Here is a 22,176-nt window from a genome sequence, read left to right on the forward strand (position 1 = left end):
GCTCCCACACAAGCCCGCTCACATTTGGGCCTTACGCCCCGTGGCACTTCTTGAATTTCTTCTCGCTGCCGCACGGGCAAGGATCATTGCGACCCACGTCCTTCAAGGCGTTGCGCACGGGCTCCTGGTGAGCATGGCCGCAGTTCGGGCCGTGGACATGGCCGTGGTCGTGATCATGGTGATCGTGATCGTGGTTGCAGTCAGGACCATGGACATGGGGTTGCTGAGTCATCGATGTCGCTCCGGAATAAAATCGCCGGGGATTATCTCGCCATTGTGGTTCACCTGCACGTCATAACCGATGAATAATCCGGTTTTCAGCTCGCCATCCAAGCGATACGGCACAGGCCGGTCGGGATTTTTCAGCATCTGCACCACATCACGGATCTGCGGCCAGAGGTTGGTGCGCACCGACACCCGGAAAAACTTATGACTGCGCGGCGGCACGGTGAGCCATTCATTGGACTCGCCCTCAGTCAGCACGAAGTCGCCCAGGGTGACCTTGTAAATCAAACCGCGCACAGTCAGGTCGGCGTCGTCGCGGTTATCCACGCGAAAGTACAGCTTGAATTTCTGCTCCAGCAACTTGGCGCGCACCACTTCGACTTTCACCAGCGACACGTGGGGCGGGGGGAGTCGTCTTCAAACCACGACGCGCAACCGCTCAAACCGAGGGCTAACGCCAGCATCAAGCTGTACATCCGAAGCATGGCGTTAATCCTTAGCGTTTTTAGAGGTAGCTGGAACAGCACTTCTTGAATTTCTGCCCACTGCCGCACAGGCAGGCATCGTTGCGTCCGGCCTTCACTTCCACGGTCGGGTCGATGAAGTACCAGCGCCCGTCATTCTGTACGAAAGAAGACTGCTCGCGGTGGCTATGTTCGCCGTTGCTGTCGTGCCAGCGCGCGGTGAAGGTCACGAACGCGTGTTCCGGCTGGCCGCCGAACACCTCGGAGCTTTCCACCTCAAGGCCGAGCCAGGTGCTCTGGGCACTCCAGGCGGCGATGGCATTTCGGTCCAGCCCGGCTTGTTGCGCGGGCAGGGTGGTGGCGATCAGGTAATCCACCAGGCCCAAGACGTAGGCGCTATAACGCGAACGCATCAACGCGGTGGCGCAGGGTGCCGGGTGGCCGGCGTGATAATGGCCGCAGCAGGCATCCAGCAGGTTGCCACTGCCGCAGGGGCAAATGGATGTACTCATCAGGTTACCACCAATACTTTCCGAAGTTTTCCGGGTTGGCCCAGAAGCGGGCGTTGAGCCAGTCCGGCACCTGTTTATAGTCAAGCAGATCATAGGTAAACAGCGTGAGAACCTGCTCGTCGCGCTGGAATCGCTCACCGGCCTGCAGGGCCAGGGAGAAAAAGTCCGTGTCCTTCCAGTCGCAGGCGCCCAGGTCCACCAGCACCGCAATGCGGCTGGCATTCAGGTTACGGATGCCGCCGAGCAGCGTCAGGCCTTGCGGTTTTGACAGGTGCTCCAGGCAGTCCACCACCAGCGCCAGGTCAAACCGCTGTGCGGCAAGCTCTGTGGGCAACGCGCCCGGTGCCGCGACGGACACCTGGGTATCCGGGTGGGCTTTTTGAAAAGCCTCCAGCGCCGGGAACTGGCTGGCGCCCAACAGCAGCAGGCGTTTGGGCTGGTGCAGATCGAGCAAGGCGGCCAAGGCTTGCTGAGGTGTACGGGCAGAAATACCAGCGGTCATCAGAGATCCTCACATCGGGACCATAGAGACTAGCGCGGCTGAGCGTGCGGGCCTAGAGCGGGTGGCGGCGAAAAGTCCTACGAATGCGGCGATCCTCAATGAATACAGGGGCGCGGCGTAGTGGCGCAGATGAAAAGAGCCGTCTTTACTCCACCCATCGGCCCCCGCCGATCCCCTCAGGAGAAATCAGATGAGCATCATGCGGACAGCTCTACCCTTGGTTCTGCTAACCGGAGTATTGACAGGTTGCGCAGGTTTGCAAAAAACCGATTGGCCCACCTGCGCCGCCATTGGCGGTGTGACCGGTGCGGCGATCGGTGCCACTGAAAGCTCGGCCTATGCGGGCGCTGGTGCGCTGCTGATCGGCGGCATGGCCGGTGCCTATTGCTGGGTGCACGGCGATGGTGATGAAGACGGTGATGGTGTGCCGGATAGCCGCGACAAGTGCCCAGGCACGCCAAAAGGTGTGCAGGTGGATGCCAATGGTTGCCCACCGACACCGCCACCGGCCGTGGTTGAGGAAGTGCTGGTGGTCAAGGAAGAAACCATCGTGATCCGCGATGTGCACTTCCAGTTCGACTCGGCCAAGCTGACGGCGGCGGACAAAACCAATCTCGACACCATCGCCACGCGCTTGAAACAGGAAGCCCCGACCGCCCAGTTGCGGGTCAGTGGGCACACCGACAGCGTCGGCAACGACGCCTACAACCAGAAGCTTTCGGACAAACGCGCCCATTCGGTGACGGACTACCTGATCGGTGCCGGTGTGCCGCGCAGCAATTTCGTATCGGTGACCGGCGCAGGTGAAAGCCATCCTGTAGCGGATAACAAAACCGCTGAAGGCCGCGCCTTGAACCGCCGCACCGAAATCCAGATCAACCGCTGACGGCCCTTGCCCCTGTGGGATCCACAGGGGCATTGCTGCCAATCCTCCCCCTTTATCATCTTTTTTGATCCTTCACTGGCAAAGCGCCTGTGGAAGTCGTTACTGTGCGTCCAAAGAAAAACTAGAAATATTTTTTGAAAATTTTCAGGGGAGCTCCACGATGCGTAAGGTTCTATTGCTGGCCCTGTTGGTCAGCCCCGTTGCCCTGGCCCAGAGCGTCAGTGTTGAAACCAACTCGTTGATGCGCCTGCCCAGCAGCACCAGTGTGTTGCAACTGGAGCGCTTGGACGTGGCGGACTACGGCACGTTGTTGATTCCGGCCACCATCAGCCAAGTCACCGTGGATGAACTGCACCTGGGCCGCGACGCCCGTATCGCCATCGTGCCCGGTAACACTGCGCTGCAATTGCAAGTGCGCCATGCGCAGTTGGATCACGGCAGCCAGATCACCTCACGCGGCGCTCCCGGCACCCACGAAAAGCCGGCCAAGGCCGGGCGTGACCTGACGTTGCGCATCAATTCTCTGGTAGCCGAAGAACTGTCGGTGGACGCCCGTGGCGGCGCCGGTGCCCAAGGTTATGCCGGGCTGGATGGCGCCAATGGCGAAGACCCGGGCTGCACCTGGGGCTCGGCCGGTCGTGGCGCCAATGGCGATAACGGCGGTGACGGTTTGCCAGGCGCGGCGGGTGCGCAGGTGCGGGTCGAACTGCCGCAGGACTTCCCGGCGCAGCAGATCAAGGTGTGGGTGGATGGCGGTGCCGGAGGTTTGGCTGGCACAGCGGGCAAGCCCGGCAAGGGTGGCCAGTCCAAAGGCTGCCTGGTGTACCGCGCTGATGGCGGCGAGAAAGGCCGCCCAGGGTTGGAAGGGCAGCCAGGGCCGGCTGGGCCTGCAGGCACTGTGACAATTCAGCGGCTGTGAGTCGTTTGGGCTGACGTCTTCGCGAGCAAGCCCGCTCCCACATTCGACCGCATTCTCATGTTGGAACTCGGTCAACTGTGGGAGCGGGCTTGCCCGCGAAGAGGCCCTGAAGAACACCCTTATAACATCGGCCGAGCCGAAGCAATCGCCACCACCACCAACCCCACGATCAAATTGATCCCCACCAACCGGCGGATCTGGCCCAGCACCGCAGCCCCTGCCGGCCAATCCTCAGCCGCCACCGCCGTGCGCAATTCCGGGAATTTCAACGCCTGGATACGGATAAACAACGCCGTCATCACCAGATACAACCCCATCATCACCTGCACATACCGCGGTGCCGTCTCAAACCCGTTGAAGCGCAATTGCAGCAAGCCAATGCCGCTGATCGGCAAAATCGCCACCGCGACCCACACCCATACGAAAAAACGTTGAAACACATTCGCCCATAACCTGAGGCGGGCCGGGCCCTCAAGTGCCGCGACAGCGGCGGGGCGCAGGATCATCCAGGCGAAAAACATACCGCCGACCCATACCAGGGCGGCCAATACATGCAGGGTGTAAACGAGGCTAAACGCGGTCATTGTGGTACTCCGTTCTGCGCGGGATTCATTAGCGGGGTATGATAGCCGCCGATCCGAACCACTGAAAATTTATCCAGCGTTTTTTGCGCCCGACTATCCATGATCAGCACTGAACTCAAAACCACGATCCAGGGCGCCTACTCGCGTTTTCTCGAAGCCAAGAGCTTGAAACCGCGCTACGGCCAACGCCTGATGATCGCCGAAGTGGCCAAGGTCCTCGGGGATATCGACACCGACGACGAAGGTCGCCGCGAGGGTGAGCCCGCGGTCGTGGCGGTCGAGGCTGGCACCGGCACCGGCAAGACCGTGGCCTACAGCCTGGCCGCGATCCCCACCGCCAAGGCCGCCGGCAAGCGCCTAGTGATCGCCACCGCCACCGTCGCCCTGCAAGAGCAGATTGTCTACAAAGACCTGCCCGACCTGATGCGCAACAGCGGCCTGAACTTCACCTTCGCCCTGGCCAAGGGCCGTGGCCGCTACATGTGCCTGTCCAAGCTCGACGTACTGTTGCAGGAAGGCCATGCGCAGACCGCCACTGCCCAGCTGTTCGAAGAAGAAGGCTTCAAGATCGAAGTCGATGAGGTCAGCCAGAAGCTGTTCACCAGCATGATCGAGAAACTGGCCGGCAATAAATGGGACGGCGACCGCGACAGTTGGCCCACCGCCCTGGAAGACGCCGACTGGGCACGCTTGACCACCGACCACAGCCAATGCACCAACCGCCATTGCCCCAACTTCGGTCAGTGCGCCTTCTACAAGGCCCGCGAAGGCATGGGCAAGGTCGATGTGATCGTCACCAACCACGACATGGTCCTGGCTGACCTGGCCCTGGGCGGCGGCGCAGTATTGCCGGACCCGCGTGACACCCTCTATGTCTTCGACGAAGGGCACCACCTGCCCGACAAGGCCATCGGCCACTTCGCCCACTACACGCGCCTGCGCTCCACTGCCGACTGGCTGGAAACCACCGCGAAGAATCTCACCAAGTTGCTGGCCCAGCACCCGCTGCCCGGTGACCTGGGCAAGCTGATCGAACAGGTGCCGGAGCTGGCGCGGGAGATCAAGACCCAGCAGCAATTCATGTTCAGCGCCTGCGAGCAGGTGGCTGATTTCAAACCCGGCGAAGACGTCGAGGGCCGTGAGCGGCCGCGTCACCGTTTTGTCGGCGGGTTGATTCCCGAGCACATGCGCGAAATGGGCATCGAGCTGAAGAAGGGTTTTTCACGCCTGACCGACCTGTTCACCCGTCTCACCGACCTGCTCAAAGAGGGCATGGACGGCGAGGTCAATATCGGCATCGCCAGCAACCAGGCCGAGGAATGGTATCCGTTGTTCGGCAGCCTGTTGTCCCGTTCCCAGGGCAACTGGGAGTTGTGGACGGCCTTTACTGTTGAAGACCCGGAAGACAACCCGCCCATGGCGCGTTGGTTGACCCTGTCGGAAAGCGGTGCGCTGTTCGACATCGAGGTCAACGCGAGCCCGATCCTGGCCGCCGAGATGTTGCGCCGCAACCTGTGGAACGTGGCCTACGGCTGCCTGGTCACCTCGGCCACGCTGACGGCCCTGGGCACTTTCGACCGCTTCCGCATGCGCGCCGGCCTGCCGAAAAAGGCCGTCACCGCGGTGGTGCCCAGCCCGTTCCATCACGCCGACGCCGGTGTGTTACGGGTGCCGGACCTCAAGGCTGATCCACGGGATGCGGCGGCCCACACCGCTGCGATCATCCGTGACCTGCCAGAGCTGGTAGAGGGTTCACGCGGTACGCTGGTGCTGTTCTCGTCGCGCAAACAGATGCAGGACGTGTTCGACGGCCTCGACCGTGACTGGCGCAAGCAGGTGTTTATCCAAGGCAACCTGTCCAAGCAGGAAACCCTGAACAAGCACAAGGCGCGCGTTGATGGCGGGGACTCCAGCGTACTGTTCGGCCTGGCGAGTTTTGCTGAAGGTGTGGACTTGCCGGGTGCCTACTGCGAGCACGTGGTGATCGCCAAGATTCCGTTCTCGGTGCCGGACGATCCGGTCGAGGCGGCCTTGGCCGAATGGATCGAAGCACGGGGCGGCAACCCGTTCATGGAAATCTCTGTGCCGGATGCTTCCCTGAAGCTGGTCCAGGCCTGCGGTCGCTTGCTGCGTACCGAGGAAGACCGAGGCACCATCACCTTGCTTGACCGCCGTTTGGTCACCCAGCGCTATGGCAAGGCTATCCTTAATGCCTTGCCGCCGTTCAGGCGCGAAATTTCTTAAGCCACAGTGGGCGGATTCGCCCACTTCGTGGTCTATCTGACTGTCATTCATCAGGCCATTCATCGGCCGCCTGGGAGAACCTTGCTCGTATGATTCGCACGCTGCCCGCCCTTTTTGCCCTGCTGTTCGCCGCGCCCTTGATGGCCGCGCCTGCAGGGCAACAGACCCTGTTCAATTTCGTCCGGCCTGCCGATGTGGTCAAGGTGGCGACCCAGGACGCCAGCCTGCCGCAATACAACGCCGAACAGACGCCTGAAGGCGAAGTGCTGCGCCGTATCACGTTCAACCCGGCTGCCGAACCGAGCCTGGTCCTAAGCCCACAGACCGGCGCCTGGGACTGGTCCCAGTCGGGGGCCATGAGCCTGCGCATCCAGAGTGCGATGGATTGGGCATTGACGCTCTACGTCAAGGTGCAGAGCAACGACGGCCGTACCCTGGTCAGCCGCATCGACCTGCCGGCGGGTCCGGCGCAGACCCTGCTGGTCCCATTGCAAGCCAATTCACCATTGAGCCAGGGCATGAAGGCCGGTCCGCCGATGCCGATCACTGTGGACGGCCAGCGGGTATTGCTGGCCAGCAGCGCGGGTGAAATCGACCGCAGCCAGGTGGTTTCGGTGACTTTGTCGATGATCAAGCCCAACGCCGCCCAGAGTATCTTGCTGGAGCGCTTTGGCGTGCAGAACAGCGAGCCCGTATTGAAGGCTGCCTACAGCGAATTGGTGGATGCCTATGGTCAATCCACCCGTGCGCGCTGGCCGGAAAAAGTCAGCAGCGACGAGCAGCTCAAGGCTGCCTCCGCCAAGGAGCAACAGCAGCTCCAGGGCTGGCTGGCCACGCGGGATAAGTCCGCCCTGGATCAGTACGGCGGCTGGAACAAGGGCCCCGCGTTCGACGCCAGCGGTTTTTTCCGCACCGAGAAGCGCGACGGGCGCTGGTACCTGGTGACGCCGGAGGGGCATCCGTTCTACTCCCTGGGCGTCAATACCGTGGCCCCGGACAACAACCAGACCTACGTGTCCGGTCGTGAATGGATGTTTGCGGCGCTGCCCAAGGCCGGCGAACCGTTCGACAAGTATTACGGCAGTGGTGACAACCGCACGGGCAATGGCGCAGGTGAGGGCCGCAGCTTTGGCGCCGGGCGCTGGTACGATTTCTACGGCGCCAACCTGCAGCGCACCTATGGCGGTGAAGGTTTTGACCAGAAACGCTGGACCACTCACACCCTCGACCGCCTGCAAGCCTGGGGTTTCAATACCGTGGGCAACTGGAGCGATGGCGACCTGGCCAGCGCCGACCGCGTACCCTATACCTTGCCGCTGTCGATCGTCGGCGACTACACCAGCATCAGTACTGGCACTGACTGGTGGGGCGGCATGCCCGACCCGTTCGACCCGCGCTTTGCCATGGCCACTGAGCGCGCCGTGGCCATCGCTGCTCGCGATCATCGCGATGATCCGTGGCTGATCGGTTTCTTTGCCGACAACGAGTTGGCTTGGGCCGGCCCAGGTGATGATCCGAAGTCCCGCTATGCCTTGGCCTATGGCACCTTGCGCATGACCACCGACGTCCCGGCCAAGCGTGCGTTTCTCAAGCAACTGCGCGACAAATACCGTAATGAGGAAGGCCTGTCGAAAGCCTGGGGCATCGAATTGAAGGGGTGGGAACTGATGGAAGACCCGGGCTTCGAACCGCCGGTGCCCAACCCTGAGCACCCGGAAATCGAAGCGGACTTCAAGTACTTCCAGAAGACCTTCGCCGATGCCTATTTCAAGACCATTTCCGATTCGCTGAAGTGGCATGCGCCGAATCAACTGCTATTAGGCGGTCGTTTTGCGGTCAGCACACCGGAAGCCGTGGCGTCCTGTGCACAGTATTGCGATGTGCTGAGCTTCAACATGTACACCCTCAAGCCGCAGGACGGTTACGACTTCGCCGCCCTGCGTGCGCTGGACAAGCCGGTGTTGATCACCGAATTCAACTTCGGCTCGGCCGACCGTGGGCCTTTCTGGGGGGGCGTGACGCAGCTGGCCCGTGAGGAAGACCGTGGCGCGGCCTATGGCAACTTCTTGAAGCAGGCCATGGCCGAGCCGTCGATCGTTGGCGTGCATTGGTTCCAGTACCTGGATCAGCCGGCCACCGGGCGTTTGCTGGACGGTGAAAACGGCCATTTTGGCCTGGTAGGCATCACCGACGTGCCGTTCCAGGGCTTTGTCGACAGCGTACGCAAAAGCAACCTGGCGGCCGTCGATCAACTGGGCAAGGAAGCGGAAAAGGCCAAGGCAGCGGGGGCTGTGCGTGAAAGCGAAGGCGGCAGGGCCGGACACGAGGGCAAAGGCCCGGGGCAGGGCGCCGGACATGCGGGCGGGCACTCTGGAAATGGTCATTGATTGAGTGCTGACGGGTTCACAAAACCCACAAGGGCTGGAACAATGTCGGCCACTTTTTTGATGTTTTCGAGGGCGCTCAGGTGCAGATTCAGGGTCATTACGAACTCCAGTTCGAAGCGGTACGTGAAGCCTTCGCCGCCTTGTTCGATGACCCTCAGGAGCGTGGTGCCGGGCTCTGCATCCAGATCGGCGGTGAAACCGTTGTCGACCTGTGGGCCGGTACCGCCGACAAGGACGGTGCCGAAGCCTGGCACAGCGACACTATCGTCAACCTGTTCTCCTGCACCAAGACCTTCACAGCCGTGACGGCCCTGCAGCTGGTGGCCGAAGGCAAGTTGCAACTGGATGCACCCGTGGCCAACTATTGGCCGGAATTTGCTGCGGCCGGGAAAGAAACCATTACCCTGCGCCACTTGCTCTGCCACCAGGCTGGTTTACCGGCGATCCGCGAAATGCTCCCCACCGAGGCCCTGTACGACTGGCAACTGATGGTCGACACCCTGGCGGCAGAAGCCCCGTGGTGGACGCCCGGCCAAGGCCACGGCTACGAGGCGATCACCTACGGCTGGCTGGTGGGTGAATTGCTGCGTCGCGCCGATGGGCGCGGGCCGGGAGAGTCAATCGTGGCGCGGGTTGCACGGCCACTTGGGCTGGATTTCCATGTGGGCCTGGCGGATGCAGAGTTTTATCGCGTGGCACATATAGCGCGCAGCAAAGGCAATATGGGCGATGAAGCCGCACAACGTTTACTGCAAGTAATGATGCGTGAACCTTCGGCCATGACCACACGTGCATTTGCCAATCCGCCGTCTATTCTGACCAGTACTAATAAACCTGAATGGCGCCGCATGCAGCAGCCGGCGGCAAATGGTCACGGTAATGCACGCAGCCTGGCAGGCTTTTATAGCGGTTTATTGGACGGTAGTTTGCTTGAAGCCGATATGCTTGAACAATTGACCCGCGAACACAGTATCGGGCCGGATAAAACATTATTGACACAAACCCGTTTTGGCCTGGGCTGCATGTTGGACCAACCGCAGCTGCCCAATGCCACCTTCGGCCTTGGCCCGCGTGCATTCGGGCATCCCGGCGCAGGCGGCTCGGTAGGCTTTGCCGACCCAGAGCATGATGTAGCGTTTGGTTTCGTGACTAATACATTGGGACCTTATGTACTTATGGACCCCCGGGCGCAGAAGTTGGTCGGAATATTGGCCGGTTGTCTGTAAACCTCTTGCTGTTTCACGATTTTTTGTTACAAAGGCAAGTATAAGAAGACGCTGAACGAAATGATCTAACTTTGATGTTCTGTAAGCGTCTGTTTAACGGGTCATCCAGACCCCCGTTTCTTTTCTCATTTTGTGGATATCTCATGTTATCGAACAAGTCCTTGGCACTGGCGCTATGCCTCACTATTACCGGCTGCGCACAAACTCCACAAAATGATGCCGAGGGCGGGCATTGGTGGTCATTTGGATCTGACAAGGCCGCGACCAAGGACGCAGTGACCCAAACCGACGCCAAGCCAGACGCCAAGCCAGACGCCAAGCCGGCTGCGGGTGCCAAGCCTGTAGCGCCGGTAGCCGCCACCGCCGCGCCGGCGCCAGCCGCCAAGGCTGACACCGGCTCCAGCTGGTGGCCGTTCTCTTCCAAGAGCGCCGACGAAAAGGCCGCCGATGCCAAGGCTGACCTGAAAGCCGATCTCAAGGCCGCCGAGCCTGCAACTGCTCCGGCCGTCGCCAAGACAGACAGCGAAACCCGCTGGTGGTGGCCGTTCGAAAGCAAACCCAAGCCATTGGCCAAGGTCGACGTGACCAACGTGCCAATGCCTGACCCGAAAATCACCCAGGCCTGGTTGGACGACTATGAGCCGCGCCTGCGCGCCGCCATCAAGGACAGCAACCTGCAACTGGAGCGGCGCGACAACGTGCTCGTCGTGATTGCGCCGGTAGACGGTTCCTACAACCCGAAACGCCCGACCATGCTGCTGCCGGTCACCCTCGGTCCGTTCACGCGCGTTGCCAAGGCTGTTGAAGCCGATCCCAAGACCGCCGTGCTGGTACTCGGCCATGTGGATGCCACCGGCACCGCCCCGGCCAGCCAAGCGCTGACCAAAGAGCGTGCACAATCCATCGCTTCGATCTTCAGCCTCAGCGGCCTGAAGCAGGATCGCCTGATGTTGCGTGGCATGGGCGACCTGATGCCCCGTGCCGCCAACGACAGCAATCAGGGCCGTGCCCTGAACCGTCGCATGGAAATCATGTTGACCCAGCGCACCACCATGCTGGCGCTGCTGAGCAAGTACCAGTCGGGCAAGACCCCGCCTGTCGCCGAGATGGTTGCCGTGCAGAATGTTCCCGCTCCGACTCCGGCTCCAGCTGCCAAAGCTACGGCTAAAAAGGCGCCAGCCAAGAAAGCCGCCGCCAAGCCAGCCGCCAAGAAAGCCCCGGCCAAGCCTGCTGCCAAAAAGCCTGCGCCGGCCAAAGCCAAGGCTGCGGCACCGGCTAACGACCAGGCCAAAAACTGATCCGCTGAACCAGAAGGATAAAGCCGCATGACCCAGGCACTGGCCGATATGCGCCGTGACTACACACGGGATGGTTTGAGCGAGGCCCAGGCCCCGAGCGAGCCATTTGCCTTGTTCCATCAGTGGTTTGCTGACGCGGTGAAAACCGAGCAGCCACCGGTGGAGGCCAATGCCATGACCCTGGCCACGGTTGACCAGGACGGTCGCCCGCACTGCCGCATCCTGCTGCTCAAGGGCCTGGACGCGCAGGGTTTTACCTTCTTTACGAACTATCAGAGTGCCAAGGGCCAGCAGCTCGCGGCGCGGCCCTTTGCGGCCATGACCTTCTTCTGGCCGACCCTGGAGCGCCAAGTGCGGATCGAGGGGCGGGTGGTGAAAGTCACGGCTGAAGAGTCGGACGCTTATTATCAGGTCCGCCCGCTGGGGAGTCGACTGGGCGCCTGGGCGTCGCCGCAGAGCCAGGTCATTCGTGATCGAGAGGAACTGCAGGACCTGCTGAAGGCCACCGAACAGCGTTTCAGCGAAACCCAGCCCGACTGCCCTGAGCATTGGGGTGGCTATCGCTTGCTGCCGGAGCGCATCGAGTTCTGGCAGGGTCGTGCCAGCCGTTTGCATGACCGTCTGAACTATCGCCTGCAAGGGGCCGACTGGACCCGCGAACGCCTGGCGCCCTGAGCTGCACCTTTCGTCATTTCCGTTGAATGCATCCCGTCACTCCGACGTCTCTATTCCAGAGACGTCGGACGTGTACTGCCGCGCCGAGTTCTCGGCGACAGTTGCGACTACAATCAATGTAAACCTTGAAGGTAGAACTACCGTTCGTCGAGTTTTCTGGTGTGGGCAGTCTGTACTAAGGCTGAATGAAAGCAATTTTTTGCGGTGCTTGCCGTGACAGGCGTCAAGCTGCAGCGTTTAATGACCACCTGTCCTTTGGAGTTGATGCTATGCGTAAGTCAGTTTTACTGGTTGCCTGCTTTACCACCCTGTCGTTGCTGCTGGGTGGCTGCGCCTCGAGTCTGACCGGCGACTCGTATTCCCGTGACGAAGCGCGTCGTGTACAGACCGTGCGCATGGGGACCATCGAATCCCTGCGTCCGGTAAAAATCGAAGGTACCAAGACCCCAATCGGCGGTGCAGCCGGCGCAGTCATCGGCGGCGTTGGCGGCAGCGCCATCGGCGGCGGCCGTGGCAGCATCGTGACCGCAGTGATCGGCGCCGTCGCTGGCGGCCTGCTGGGTTCGGCCACCGAAGAAGGCCTGACTCGCACTCAAGGTGTAGAAATCACCGTTCGCGAAGACGACGGCAGCATGCGTGCCTACGTGCAGGCTGTGCAGGAGAATGAAATCTTCCGCATTGGTGACCGTGTGCGCATCATGACTGTTGATGGTACTAGCCGCGTTACGCGTTAAGCGCTGGTTGTAGAACTACAAAACCCCAGCCGGGTGACCGGTTGGGGTTTTTGGTTTTATGGGGTGTGGCCGGGTTGAACTGCAAAAAATGCAGGCATTAAAAAACCGCCTTAGTAGGGCGGTTTTTTATTGCGAACCCCATTGTTGACGGGGCTGCGACTTCAAAGATGCATTGACCTGCGGCCGGGATATTACCTCCGGTCACACCGTCATGCAAGGTTGAGAGAAGTCGACGAAGGCCATTCTTGACGCTTTTCTGTTTTCAATTTTTACTGCAAAAAATTGCAATAGATCTCATAAGCAGTACTGGATATTTAACCACTTTTCGTCACACCTTCATTCGGGAGATTCGTTAGGCTCCCCCCTTGTTCTACGTTTTTCGCTAATAGGCGAGCCGGGTACGCGCGCGAATTTTTGGACTGATCGCCACGGGCTAGTAAGCCGTGCCGGATTCATGCGGGAAGCCCATCAACCCGGCCGCCTCAAAGATGCATTGACCTGCATCCAAAGGCTCACGTGTTCCGGTAAGTGCGCTGGAGGTAAGGCCTAACGTTAGGAGGGCCGAGTATGTCGAAGTTTGCACGACGTACGTGGAACCTCGTAGTGAATAGCCTGCGTGTCTACCACGTGTGGGTATTTCTGCGGGACAGCTTCGATGACCGGTAAGGTCTGAAAAGTGGAGCCGCCTCGGTTTAAGCCGAGGCGGCTTTTTGGTTTTCGGCGCTGTCAGTTCAAACCTGAAGTTTCGGCCTTCTTGCGACTCGCCATCGCCGTCACCGCATAACCAATACACGCGGCCAATATCGACCCCGTCAGAATCCCCATCCGGTCCTCCCCAGCAAACTCACTGGCACCCGGCACAAACGCCAGCGAACCGACAAACAGGCTCATGGTAAAGCCGATGCCGCAGAGGATCGCCACACCAAACACCTGGCCCCAGTTGGCGCCGTTGGGCAAGGCAGCGAGGCCGGTCTTGATGGCCAGCCAGGTGAGGCCAAACACACCCACGGTCTTGCCGATCAACAAACCGGCGGCAATGCCCATCGGCACATGGTGAGTGAAGCTTTCCAGGCTGACGCCGGTCAGGGATACGCCGGCGTTGGCGAAGGCAAACAGCGGCAAAATACCGTAGGCCACCCACGGGTGAAGCGCGTGTTCCAGCGTGAGCAGCGGTGAGGGCTCGGCGTTCTTGGTGCGCATCGGGATGCAGAATGCCAATGTCACACCCGCAAGCGTCGCGTGAACACCGCTCTTGAGTACGCACACCCACAGGATCAGCCCAATGATCAGGTATGGTCCGAGCTTGATGACGCCCAGGCGGTTCATCGCAATCAAGGCAACCAGACAGGCAGCTGCGCCCGCCAGGGCGGCGCCGGACAGGTCGGCGGAATAGAACACGGCAATCACGATGATCGCGCCAAGGTCGTCAATGATCGCCAAGGTCATCAGGAACAGCTTCAGCGACACCGGCACGCGCTTGCCCAGCAAGGCCAGCACGCCGAGGGCGAAGGCGATGTCGGTCGCCATGGGAATCGCCCAGCCGGAGAGTGCGGCGGGGTAATCCTTGTTGATCGCCCAGTAGATCAACGCCGGCACGACCATGCCGCCGATAGCCGCTGCGCCGGGCAGTACCACTTGCGAGGGCTTTGACAGGTGGCCGTCGAGCAACTCACGTTTGACCTCCAGACCTATCAACAGGAAGAACAGGGCCATCAGGCCATCGTTGATCCACAGCAAGGCCGGTTTGGCGATTTTCAACGCGCCGATCTGCGCCACCACCGGTACATCAAGAAACGCAGCGTACAGGTGCGACAAAGGGGAGTTGTTGATGATCAACGCCAGTGCCGCAGCCGCGATCAATAACAGACCGCTGGCGGCTTCCAGCTGGAAGAAACGGGTAAAAGTGCTACGCAGAGGCAAGGGATGCTCTCCAATCCAGATTCAATAGGTGGGTACCCTAACCCGTACCGTTAGTTGTTAAAACAAAAGTTATATTCTTATTTGTTATAAGCGACGGTTTGGAATGACGTTGCGATTGAACCTAGCAATTGTGCGCCCGATTGAATCGGTACTGTATCTGTGTGACACGTAGGAAACCCCCTAAAATCAGGGCTTACACCCTTTAGAGAAACTCTCCATGAGTGACCATCGTCCCTGGGCTCGCGAAGCCATTCGCATCATTGAAGCTGACTTCCAGCGCAGCGCGGACACGCACTTGATCCCTTTGCCGCTGCCGGGGTTGCCGGGCATCGAGCTTTACTTCAAGGACGAGTCCAGCCACCCCACCGGTAGCCTGAAGCATCGGCTGGCGCGTTCGCTGTTTCTCTACGCGCTGTGCAATGGCTGGCTCAAGCCGGGCGCGCCGGTGATCGAAGCATCCAGCGGTTCGACGGCGATTTCTGAAGCCTACTTCGCGCGCCTGCTCGGTCTGCCGTTTATTGCGGTGATGCCGGCCACCACGTCCCAGGAGAAAATCGCGCAGATTGCCTTCTACGGCGGCAAGAGCCACCTGGTACAGGATCCCACGCAGATCTATGCCGAATCCGAACGTCTGGCGCGGGAAAGTGGCGGTCACTTCATGGACCAGTTCACCTACGCTGAGCGCGCCACCGACTGGCGGGCAAACAACAACATCGCTGAGTCGATCTTCCAGCAGATGCGTTTCGAGCAACATCCAGAACCGAGCTGGTTGATCTCCAGCCCCGGTACGGGCGGCACCACCGCGACCCTCGGTCGTTATGTACGTTATCGCCAGCATTGCACCCGCGTGTTGTGTGCCGATGCCGAACGCTCGGTGTTCTTTGATTTCTACCAGAGTGGTGATGCCAGTTTGCGCCTGGACTGCGGTTCGCGGATTGAGGGCATTGGTCGGCCACGGGTCGAGGCATCGTTTTTGCCCAAGGTGATCGATGCGATGGTCAAGGTGCCGGATGCACTGTCGCTGGCGGCCATGCACTACCTGGCCGAGCGGTTGGGGCGGCGGGTCGGCGGTTCGAGCGGGACTAACCTGGTTGGCGCTTTGGTGGCGGCGCAGCAGATGAGAGCGGCGGGAGAGTCGGGCTCGATTGTGGCGATCTTGTGTGATGGCGGTGAGCGCTACGCCACAACTTACTACGATCAGGCCTGGCTGGCGGGGCAGGGGTATGCGCTGGACGGGTTGATTGCGGCGGTTGCGGCCAGTGTCGAGCGCGGCGAGCCGTTGCCGGACAGTATTCTGCGCGCCAACATTTAACGTTGTAGAAGCCCGGCGAGCCGGGCTTCTACAAGGGAATGTGTCAGGCTTGCAGGCCCAACATGTCCCGCGCCAACGCCTCGGCAATGCGAATCCCATCCACACCTGCCGACAGAATCCCTCCGGCATAACCGGCGCCTTCCCCCGCCGGGAACAGACCTTTCACGTTCAAGCTCTGCATCGATTCGTTACGGGTAATCCGCAGCGGCGACGAAGTGCGCGTTTCAATGCCGGTCAACACGGCATCGTGCAGCGAGTAGCCTTTGATCTGCTTCTCGAACGCCGGCAGGGCTTCGCGGATCGCTTCGATGGCGAAGTCCGGCAAGGCCAGCGCCAAGTCTCCCAGGGAAACACCTGGTTTGTAGGACGGTTCCACGCTGCCGATCGCTGTGGACGGCTTGCCGGCGATGAAGTCACCCACCAACTGCGCCGGCGCCTCGTAGTTGCTGCCACCGAGGACATAAGCGTGGGACTCCAGGCGCTCCTGCAGCTCGATACCTGCCAGCGGACCGCCCGGGTAATCCACCTCCGGAGTGATGCCGACCACGATGCCGGAGTTGGCATTGCGCTCGTTGCGCGAATATTGGCTCATGCCGTTGGTGACCACGCGGTTCGGCTCGGAAGTCGCCGCGACCACGGTGCCGCCTGGGCACATGCAAAAGCTGTAGACCGAGCGGCCGTTCTTGGCGTGGTGCACCAGCTTGTAGTCGGCGGCGCCAAGTTTCGGATGCCCGGCGTATTTGCCCAGGCGCGCGGCGTCGATCAGTGATTGCGGGTGCTCGATGCGGAAACCCACCGAAAACGGCTTGGCTTCCATGTACACACCACGGCCGTGGAGCATGCGGAAGGTGTCGCGGGCGCTGTGACCCAGGGCCAGGATCACGTGCTTGGACAGGATTTGCTCGCCACCATCGACGACCACGCCGTTCAACTGGCCGTCCTCGATCAGCACGTCGGTAACCCGCTGCTCGAAACGCACTTCACCGCCGAGGGCGATGATCTGCTCGCGCATGTTCTCTACCACACCGGTCAGGCGGAACGTACCGATATGCGGTTTGCTGACGTAGAGGATTTCTTCCGGTGCACCGGCCTTGACGAACTCGTGCAGGACTTTGCGGCCGTGGAATTTCGGGTCTTTGATCTGGCTGTACAGCTTGCCGTCGGAAAAGGTCCCGGCGCCACCTTCCCCGAACTGCACGTTGGACTCTGGGTTGAGCACGCTTTTGCGCCACAGGCCCCAAGTGTCCTTGGTGCGCTGGCGTACTTCCTTGCCGCGCTCAAGGATGATCGGCTTGAAGCCCATTTGTGCCAACAACAGCCCGGCAAAGATCCCGCATGGGCCGAAACCCACTACGATCGGCCGTTCAACCAGGCCTTCCGGCGCCTGGCCCACGACTTTGTAGCTGACATCTGGCGCGGGGTTGACGTTGCGATCATCGGCGAACTTGAGCAGCAGGGCGGCTTCGCCCTTAACATTCAAGTCGACGGTGTAGATGAAGCACAGCTCCGACGATTTCTTGCGGGCGTCGTAGCTACGCTTGAACAGGGTGAAATCGAGCAGGTCATCACTGGCGATGCCCAGGCGCTGCACGATGGCGGGCCGCAGGTCTTCTTCGGGATGGTCGATGGGCAGCTTGAGTTCGGTGATTCGTAACATGACAGGATCCGGTAGGCGGCGGGCTCGGAGGCCGGCTGTTTTGCAAACCGGCGATTATAAGCCTCAATGGCGGTTTCCCGTCATGTTAAAACAGCGTGGGGTCGCGTCAGTCGTCGCGCGAGCCGCCGAACGACGCGCAACCGCGCTGCACCTGGCCGTTGACGCGCAACTCGGCGGTCATGTGTTGCAGGCTGCCGCTGACCGGGTCGACGCAACGCTGCGGGGCTACCCACAATTCCACGTGCTGGTTGTTGGCTTCGGTCATCAGGTTGAAGCGGCCGTCACCGATTTGTTCTTCCACATAGGGCACCGCCAGTGGCGGCTGGCCTTCGCGCTCCAGCACCAGGCCCTTGGCGGTGACGTTCATCACCCAGGTCGGTTTGTGGCCGTTGGCGCGCAGGATCATGCGTTTGAAGTCCGGGTCGTCGCAGGCCGACGTCGAGCGCTCGACGCGGTAGAGTTGTTGCAGGTCGACGCTGCCCTGGGTGCCGCTGGCGACCCCGGAGAACTTGCCACGCAGGTCGGCAAACAACGCGCCTTGCTCGCCGGCGAGGGAGGCCGCTTCCTGCAGGATGCTGGTGCCGCCGGTGTCGTTGACCACGTAGTTGCGTTTGTCATTGCACGGCTGGAACAGCAGTTTGCCGCCGACTGCGGTGAGTTCGCCCTGCATTCGGGTCAGCCCGGCCGTAGAAGGCTTGGCCGGATCGTTATCGAACATCTGGCAGGCGCCAAACAGGGGAAACAAGGCAAGTAGGGCAAGGGTATGGGCGGCACGCATTATCGGGTCTCCAGACAAGTGCCGCCACGTTACGCAGGCCTGCGCTGCATCACAACCCCGCCCGTTAGCTTCAGGTAATTCTGACAGGCAGCCTGATCACCCCACGATAAACGTCTGGCCGGTCTGCAAGCCTTCCACACTTTTTGCGTAGGCCAATGCCACGTCGGCGCCCGGCGCCGGTTTGTAGCCACGGAAGTACGGTGCGTAGCTGTCCATGGCTTCCAGTAACACCGTCGGGCTCACCGAGTTGACACGCAGGCCACGTGGCAGCTCGATTGCCGCTGCTTTGACGAAAGCATCCAGCGCACCATTGACCAGCGCAGCTGAAGCCCCGGTGCGAATCGGGTCGCGGTTCAGAATGCCACTGGTGAAGGTGAATGAGGCGCCATCGTTGGCGTATTCGCGGCCGATCAGCAGCAGGTTGACCTGGCCCATCAGTTTGTCACGCAGGCCCAGTTCGAAATCGCCTTCGCTCATCTCGCCTAGCGCCACGAACTTCACGCTGCCTGCCGCACAGACCAGGGCATCGAACTTGCCGGTCTGTTCGAACAGTTTGCGGATCGACGCGCTGTCGCTGATATCCACCTGGAAGTCACCGCTGTTGCGGCCGATGCTGATCACGTCGTGACGCTGGGCCAGTTCCGCCTTGATCGCTGAACCGACAGTGCCGCTGGCGCCAATCAATAGGATTTTCATGGTGCTGTTCCTCCAGGGAGTTAAGTGAGGGTTCAGTCTAGAGTGGCTTTTTTTGCGAATAAACGTGCTAATAGGCAACCTTTGGTTTTCAAATGGAAACAATCCGTGAGTGACATGGATGACCTGGCCGCGTTTGCGGTACTGATCGAAGCCGGTAGTTTTACCGTGGCCGCCGAGCAATTGGGCTGCAGCAAAGGGCAGTTGTCCAAGCGGATCAGCCAGTTGGAAGCGCGGTTTTCCGTGGTATTGCTGCACCGCACCACCCGCAAGCTTAGCCTGACCGCGGCCGGCGCAGCGTTGCTGCCCCAGGCCCAGGCATTGGTGGTGCAGGTGGATCGTGCCCGACAGGCGTTGGCCCGGCTCAAGGATGATCTGGCTGGGCCGGTACGCATGACGGTGCCGGTGTCGCTGGGCGAGACCTTCTTCGACGGATTGTTGCTGGAGTTTTCCAAGCAGTACCCGCAGGTACAGATCGAGCTGGAGCTCAACAACAGCTACCGCGACCTGGCGCGGGATGGCTTTGACCTGGGGGTACGCTTAGGCGCGATCGAGAATGAGCGCCTGGTGGCCAAGCCGTTGTTGGCCTGGCATGAGATGACCTGCGCCAGCCCAGCCTACCTTGAGGAGCATGGCGAGCCGCAGACCCCGTCCGACCTGGCCGCGCACACCTGCCTGCTCAACAGCCATTACAGCGGGCGTGAAGAGTGGCTGTATCACCAGCAGCACGAATTGCTGCGGGTGCGGGTCAGCGGCACATTCGCCTCCAACCACTACAACCTGTTGAAAAAGGCCGCATTGGTGGGCGCCGGTATTGCGCGGCTGCCGTCCTACGTTCTCCCCGCGGAATTAGCGGACGGCCGTTTGCGCTGGCTCCTGCGCGATTATCAGACGCGGAGCATGCCGATGTACCTGGTGCATCCCTATCAGGGCGGTTTGCCGCGCCGCACCCAGGTGTTAGCCGATTATCTGGTGGGTTGGTTCAAGCGCAGCGGCGAGGCCCTGGATCGGCTTTAAGCATAGCGACGGGCGATCAGGTGATCGATGGACAGACGTCCCGGCCCTTTGGCCACCAGCAACAATAGCAGCGCGATCCAGGTCCCGTGGGTCGGGTAGGCGTCCGGGTAGACGAACAGCTGAATCACCAGGGTCATGCCGATCAGGGCCAAGGCCGAGAAGCGTGTGGCAAAGCCCACCAGGATCAATACCGGGAAAAAGTGCTCGGCAAATGCGGCCATAGGCGCTGCGACTTCGGGCGATAACAGGGGCACGTGGTATTCGCTGCGAAACAACGGCAACGTTGAGGCTGCCAGTTTGGGTTCACCCAGTTGGAAGGTGCCGCTGATCAAATCAATCGCGAAGCCTTCGACTTTGGTTTGCCCGGATTTCCAGAACACCGCGGCAATGGAAAAACGTGCGAGAAAGGCGATCAGGCTGTAGGGGATCTGCTCGAAAAGCGCGATGACCCGATTGATCAGGTACGACGGACGAGTATTCATGGCGATACCTTTTGTTCTGGATACAAATGAGTGATGGCGTTGTGGCTGATCAGCAGCGTCAGGCATTGGTGCAGGTCGAACTCGACTGACACTTCAAGCGCCTGCTCCACGGCTATTTCCAAGGGCGTGCCATGGGCCAGGCTGTCGATAAACGTGGCTGAACCGTGGTCGATAGCAAAGACCTGGACCTTCAGGCCCTGACGCATGACCAGCGCACCCTGGGCGTGCCAGGGATTCAGGGTGGCCAGGCCACCTTCGAGCTGGTGTGCGGCCCAGATGGCTACCACCGCATAAGTTGAATTCAATGTGGCAAGGGAGGGGTGCAGTTGCAGGCGCAATTTCCCCAGGGCTGACTGGCCTTGCAGTGCTTGGAGAACCGCCTGCTGTTCCAGCGGCTGGGTATCTGCTGCGTGGTAGGCACGCACGCGCAAGCGTTCCAGGCGTGCGACATCGGCCAGGTAGGGCACGCTGGCGGCAGGCTCGAAGTCCTGGATAAACGCCGCGAACGCACTGCCGTACTCGCTGATCAACGGGCTGGTGGGTGGGCAAGCCTGCACAAACAGGCCGGCCATTGCGCGGAAAAATTCCTCGCCCACCAGTTGTAATGTCACCGGGTAAGCCGTTGCCAGTGCGTTGATCAACGCGCTGTGCACGTTGTTGCGATACACCACAAAGCGGCTGGCAGGGTCGGCGCCATTGCTGCTGAACAGGCCATCGGGGCAGGCCAGATCCGGCGCCAACAAGGCCTCGGCGAACTCGTCATGCAGGCTCATGGGGTCACCTGCGACAGATGCCATTCGGCCTGTTGAGCCTCGGCCAGCAGTGCGCCGAATGCTGGCACCTGGTTATCCCGCTCGATCAGGGTCGCAACCGAGCCAACGTGTGCCAGTACTTTTTCGTACAGCTGCCACACGGCGTTATCGATTGGCGCGCCGTGATCATCGATCAGCAAGCGATCACCGAGGCTGTCAGTGTCTTCGGCAAAACCGGCCAGATGAATTTCGCCGACGGCCTGCAGCGGCAGGGCATCGATGTAGGCGAGTGGATCGCGCTGATGGTTGATGCACGACACATAGACGTTGTTGACGTCCAGCAGCAAACCACAGCCGGTGCGGCGGATGATTTCGCTGATGAAGTCGGTCTCGTCCAGGGTCGAGCGCTGGAATTGCAGATAAGTCGACGGGTTTTCCAGCAGCATTGGGCGCTTCAAGGTGCTCTGTACCTGGTCAATGTGTTCGCACACCCGTTGCAGGGTCGCGCTGTCGTAGGCCAGGGGCAGCAGGTCATTGAGGAACACCGGGCCATGGCTCGACCAGGCCAGGTGTTCGGAAAAAGACTGGGGTTGATAGCGATCGATCAGCGTGGCCAACCGTGCCAGGTGCTCACGGTCCAGCGGGTGTTCGCCGCCAATGGACAGGCCCACACCGTGCAAGGACAACGGGTACTGTTCGCGGATCAACCCCAGGTAATGATGAAACGGGCCGCCGGCCACCATGTAGTTTTCGGCGTGCACTTCAAAAAAACCGATGTCGGGTGAGGTCTCCAGCACTTCAAGGAAATGCTCATGCTTGAGCCCCAGCCCGGCCCGGCGGGGGAGGCCGGGCGCCTGAGCCTGGGAGATGGCGTGCAGGGATGAAAGAGTCATCATCAGTACTCAGGTT

General features: G+C 60.8%; 21 protein-coding genes and 1 pseudogene. 10 read left to right on the plus strand and 12 right to left on the minus strand.

All coding sequences use genetic code 11. The features are described 5' to 3' along the window. Positions 1 to 31: 31 nt before the first annotated feature. The 4 genes and pseudogenes from AB4N92_RS18715 to AB4N92_RS18730 form a co-directional block, all read right to left on the minus strand. The gene (locus tag AB4N92_RS18715; RefSeq protein ID WP_003189235.1) at positions 32 to 232 is read right to left on the minus strand and encodes an SEC-C metal-binding domain-containing protein; all 201 of its coding nucleotides are present in this window, start codon (positions 230 to 232) and stop codon (positions 32 to 34) included. Next, positions 229 to 710, minus strand: a pseudogene (locus AB4N92_RS18720) (LEA/WHy family protein). The gene AB4N92_RS18715 and the pseudogene AB4N92_RS18720 overlap by 4 nt, the downstream one beginning before the upstream one ends. 20 nt (positions 711 to 730) lie before the next feature. Beyond that, entirely contained in the window at positions 731 to 1,201 is a 471-nt protein-coding gene (locus tag AB4N92_RS18725; protein WP_010212389.1) for a YchJ family protein, read from the minus strand. A 4-nt stretch (positions 1,202 to 1,205) separates the two neighbouring features. Next, complete coding sequence (locus AB4N92_RS18730) at positions 1,206 to 1,703, minus strand: DUF6231 family protein (protein WP_010212387.1); 498 nt, start codon at positions 1,701 to 1,703, stop codon at positions 1,206 to 1,208. Positions 1,704 to 1,893: 190 nt separating this feature from the next. Here AB4N92_RS18730 and AB4N92_RS18735 point away from each other — a divergent pair, with 190 nt between their 5' ends. Further along, on the plus strand, positions 1,894 to 2,589 hold the full coding sequence (locus AB4N92_RS18735; protein ID WP_010212386.1) for an OmpA family protein: 696 nt from the start codon (positions 1,894 to 1,896) through the stop codon (positions 2,587 to 2,589). A gap of 160 nt (positions 2,590 to 2,749) precedes the next feature. After that, positions 2,750 to 3,508: a hypothetical protein gene (locus AB4N92_RS18740; protein WP_010212385.1), complete on the plus strand. Its 759-nt coding sequence runs from the start codon at positions 2,750 to 2,752 to the stop codon at positions 3,506 to 3,508. A gap of 119 nt (positions 3,509 to 3,627) precedes the next feature. Here the strand turns inward: AB4N92_RS18740 and AB4N92_RS18745 are convergent, their stop codons facing one another. Beyond that, positions 3,628 to 4,092, minus strand: a complete 465-nt coding sequence (locus tag AB4N92_RS18745) for a CopD family protein (protein ID WP_042570682.1) — start codon at positions 4,090 to 4,092, stop codon at positions 3,628 to 3,630. A gap of 99 nt (positions 4,093 to 4,191) precedes the next feature. Between AB4N92_RS18745 and dinG the strand changes: the two genes are divergently transcribed. The 6 genes from dinG to AB4N92_RS18775 all read left to right on the plus strand — a co-directional run bounded on the left by dinG (position 4,192) and on the right by AB4N92_RS18775 (position 12,656). Then, the gene (dinG, locus tag AB4N92_RS18750; protein ID WP_236266965.1) at positions 4,192 to 6,336 is read left to right on the plus strand and encodes an ATP-dependent DNA helicase DinG; all 2,145 of its coding nucleotides are present in this window, start codon (positions 4,192 to 4,194) and stop codon (positions 6,334 to 6,336) included. Positions 6,337 to 6,425: 89 nt separating this feature from the next. Beyond that, positions 6,426 to 8,723: a beta-galactosidase gene (locus tag AB4N92_RS18755; protein ID WP_236266966.1), complete on the plus strand. Its 2,298-nt coding sequence runs from the start codon at positions 6,426 to 6,428 to the stop codon at positions 8,721 to 8,723. A gap of 80 nt (positions 8,724 to 8,803) precedes the next feature. After that, a complete protein-coding gene (locus AB4N92_RS18760) occupies positions 8,804 to 9,949 on the plus strand; it encodes an EstA family serine hydrolase (protein ID WP_010212380.1) in 1,146 nt (381 codons plus the stop codon). Positions 9,950 to 10,092: 143 nt separating this feature from the next. Then, positions 10,093 to 11,247: an OmpA family protein gene (locus AB4N92_RS18765; RefSeq protein ID WP_460127852.1), complete on the plus strand. Its 1,155-nt coding sequence runs from the start codon at positions 10,093 to 10,095 to the stop codon at positions 11,245 to 11,247. 27 nt (positions 11,248 to 11,274) lie between these two features. Further along, complete coding sequence (gene pdxH, locus AB4N92_RS18770; protein WP_045791231.1) at positions 11,275 to 11,922, plus strand: pyridoxamine 5'-phosphate oxidase; 648 nt, start codon at positions 11,275 to 11,277, stop codon at positions 11,920 to 11,922. A gap of 269 nt (positions 11,923 to 12,191) precedes the next feature. Beyond that, positions 12,192 to 12,656 (plus strand): outer membrane lipoprotein, encoded by a 465-nt coding sequence (locus AB4N92_RS18775; protein WP_003189251.1) that lies wholly within the window; start codon positions 12,192 to 12,194, stop codon positions 12,654 to 12,656. Positions 12,657 to 13,382: 726 nt separating this feature from the next. On the opposite strand, the gene nhaA is transcribed toward AB4N92_RS18775, so the two are convergent. Continuing rightward, entirely contained in the window at positions 13,383 to 14,576 is a 1,194-nt protein-coding gene (nhaA, locus tag AB4N92_RS18780) for a Na+/H+ antiporter NhaA (RefSeq protein WP_010212376.1), read from the minus strand. 217 nt (positions 14,577 to 14,793) lie between these two features. Between nhaA and AB4N92_RS18785 the strand changes: the two genes are divergently transcribed. Beyond that, a complete protein-coding gene (locus tag AB4N92_RS18785; protein WP_010212375.1) occupies positions 14,794 to 15,888 on the plus strand; it encodes a PLP-dependent cysteine synthase family protein in 1,095 nt (364 codons plus the stop codon). Between the two features lie 43 nt (positions 15,889 to 15,931). Here AB4N92_RS18785 and AB4N92_RS18790 read toward each other — a convergent pair whose 3' ends face one another. The 3 genes from AB4N92_RS18790 to AB4N92_RS18800 form a co-directional block, all read right to left on the minus strand. Beyond that, the gene (locus tag AB4N92_RS18790) at positions 15,932 to 17,545 is read right to left on the minus strand and encodes an NAD(P)/FAD-dependent oxidoreductase (protein WP_010212374.1); all 1,614 of its coding nucleotides are present in this window, start codon (positions 17,543 to 17,545) and stop codon (positions 15,932 to 15,934) included. Positions 17,546 to 17,651: 106 nt separating this feature from the next. Further along, positions 17,652 to 18,323: a COG3650 family protein gene (locus tag AB4N92_RS18795; protein WP_021492391.1), complete on the minus strand. Its 672-nt coding sequence runs from the start codon at positions 18,321 to 18,323 to the stop codon at positions 17,652 to 17,654. A 96-nt stretch (positions 18,324 to 18,419) separates the two neighbouring features. Continuing rightward, positions 18,420 to 19,019: a short chain dehydrogenase gene (locus tag AB4N92_RS18800; protein WP_010212372.1), complete on the minus strand. Its 600-nt coding sequence runs from the start codon at positions 19,017 to 19,019 to the stop codon at positions 18,420 to 18,422. 105 nt (positions 19,020 to 19,124) lie between these two features. Here AB4N92_RS18800 and AB4N92_RS18805 point away from each other — a divergent pair, with 105 nt between their 5' ends. Further along, positions 19,125 to 20,033 (plus strand): LysR family transcriptional regulator, encoded by a 909-nt coding sequence (locus AB4N92_RS18805; protein WP_021492390.1) that lies wholly within the window; start codon positions 19,125 to 19,127, stop codon positions 20,031 to 20,033. On the opposite strand, the gene AB4N92_RS18810 is transcribed toward AB4N92_RS18805, so the two are convergent. The 3 genes from AB4N92_RS18810 to bufB are packed head-to-tail and all read right to left on the minus strand — an operon-like array spanning position 20,030 to position 22,163. Beyond that, on the minus strand, positions 20,030 to 20,515 hold the full coding sequence (locus AB4N92_RS18810; protein ID WP_010212370.1) for a DoxX family protein: 486 nt from the start codon (positions 20,513 to 20,515) through the stop codon (positions 20,030 to 20,032). The two genes, AB4N92_RS18805 and AB4N92_RS18810, sit on opposite strands and share 4 nt — an antisense overlap. Then, the gene (locus AB4N92_RS18815) at positions 20,512 to 21,288 is read right to left on the minus strand and encodes an HvfC/BufC N-terminal domain-containing protein (RefSeq protein WP_042570683.1); all 777 of its coding nucleotides are present in this window, start codon (positions 21,286 to 21,288) and stop codon (positions 20,512 to 20,514) included. Before AB4N92_RS18815 ends, AB4N92_RS18810 begins: the two co-directional genes overlap by 4 nt. Next, positions 21,285 to 22,163 carry an MNIO family bufferin maturase gene (gene bufB, locus AB4N92_RS18820; protein WP_021492388.1) on the minus strand — a complete coding sequence of 293 codons (879 nt, stop codon included), beginning with the start codon at positions 22,161 to 22,163 and terminating at the stop codon, positions 21,285 to 21,287. Before bufB ends, AB4N92_RS18815 begins: the two co-directional genes overlap by 4 nt. Positions 22,164 to 22,176 lie beyond the last annotated feature (13 nt).

Source organism: Pseudomonas sp. S3_A09, assembly GCF_054668065.1.